General features: G+C 48.6%; 2 protein-coding genes. Both read left to right on the top strand.

Annotation, left to right across the window (positions count from 1 at the left end):
* Positions 1-1308, top strand: a 1308-nt coding sequence (locus EAH55_RS30740) for a UDP-glucose dehydrogenase family protein (protein ID WP_244228411.1), incomplete at its 5' end; no start/stop codon positions are given.
* On the top strand, positions 1305-1783 hold a 479-nt coding region (locus tag EAH55_RS30745; RefSeq protein ID WP_121813070.1), incomplete at its 3' end, for a GDP-mannose 4,6-dehydratase. The genes EAH55_RS30740 and EAH55_RS30745, both read left to right, overlap by 4 nt.

Genomic DNA, 1783 nt, shown 5'->3' on the forward strand with positions numbered 1-1783 from the left:
GCAGTAATTGGTACTGGCTATGTTGGTTTGGTAACGGGAACCTGTTTGGCCGAAACAGGGAATGAAGTAACCTGTGTAGATATAGTAGAAGAAAAAGTAAACAAGATGCGCAATGGCGAAATGCCGATCTATGAGCCGGGTCTTGATATTTTGTTTTTGCGTAACATCAAACAGGAGCGGTTAACTTTTACCACCAACCTTGCCGAAGCGATAGCACCGGCGAAAGTGATCTTTTTAGCCTTGCCAACGCCACCGGGGGCAGATGGTGCGGCAGATTTGAGCTATGTACTTGGCGCGGCTAAAGATATCGCCAAACTGATCACCGAGTATAAAGTGATCGTGACCAAATCAACCGTACCGGTAGGCACGGCGGATAAAGTAACCGCGGTAATGAAAGCCAATACAGATGTACCATTCGCGGTAGTATCCAACCCAGAGTTTTTACGTGAAGGTGTAGCGGTAGAAGATTTTATGAAACCGGATAGGGTAGTGATAGGTACCAGGGACGAGAAAGCCCGCCAGGTGATGGGTGATTTGTATGCCCCATATGTACGCCAGGGTAACCCGATCCTGTATATGGACGAGCGCTCATCGGAGCTGACCAAATATGCTGCCAACTCGTTTTTGGCGACAAAGATCACGTTCATGAACGAGATTGCCAATATGTGCGAGCTGGTAGGAGCGGATGTGGACATGGTGCGTAAAGGTGTAGGAGCCGATGCGCGTATCGGCAAACGTTTCCTGTTTCCGGGTGTAGGTTACGGCGGCAGCTGTTTCCCTAAAGACGTGCAGGCGCTGTCAAAAGCAGCCGAAGAAAATAAATACGATTTCAAGATCCTGAACTCGGTGATGGAAGTGAACGAAACCCAGAAGAAACGCCTGGTGGTAAAGATGCGTGAGTATTATGGCGAAGGTGGCCTGAAAGGCAAACACTTCGCGCTGTGGGGCCTGGCTTTCAAACCGGAAACCGACGATATCCGCGAAGCACCGGCATTGTATATCATTGAGGACCTTTTAGCAGCAGGAGCTACAGTAACCGCTTATGACCCTGAAGGTATGCCAAACGTAAAGAAACTGCTTGGCGATAAGATAGGTTATGCTACCAACCGTTATAACGCGCTGGAAGAAGCAGACGCGCTGCTGATCGTGACTGAATGGCCGGTATTCCGCACCCCGGATTTCGACTTCATGAAAGAAAAGCTGAAATCGCCGGTGATCTTTGACGGGCGTAACCTGTATGATCTGGACAGGATGAAAGACCATGGATTTTATTATAACAGCATAGGCCGTAAAACAGTAGCAATATGACAGAAAGAAAAAGGATCCTGATCACGGGTGCTGCCGGCTTTTTAGGCTCGCACCTGTGCGACAGGTTTATCAAGGAAGGTTATCATGTGATCGGGATGGATAACCTGATCACAGGTGACCTGAGAAATATCGAACATTTGTTCAAACTGGAGAACTTTGAGTTTTATAACCATGACGTATCTACGTTTGTGTATGTCCCGGGCGATCTGCATTACATTTTGCATTTCGCGTCACCGGCCAGCCCGATCGATTATCTGAAAATTCCGATCCAGACCTTAAAAGTAGGCTCACTGGGTACCCATAATTTGCTGGGACTGGCCAGGAACAAGAAAGCCAGGATGCTGATCGCCTCAACATCAGAAGTATACGGCGATCCGAACATCAGCCCGCAGCCGGAAGAATACTGGGGCAATGTGAACCCGGTAGGTCCGAGAGGTGTATATGATGAAGCCAAAAGGTTCCAGGAAGCCATCAC

The organism is Mucilaginibacter kameinonensis, from assembly GCF_003675385.1.
GTDB lineage: Bacteria > Bacteroidota > Bacteroidia > Sphingobacteriales > Sphingobacteriaceae > Mucilaginibacter > Mucilaginibacter kameinonensis.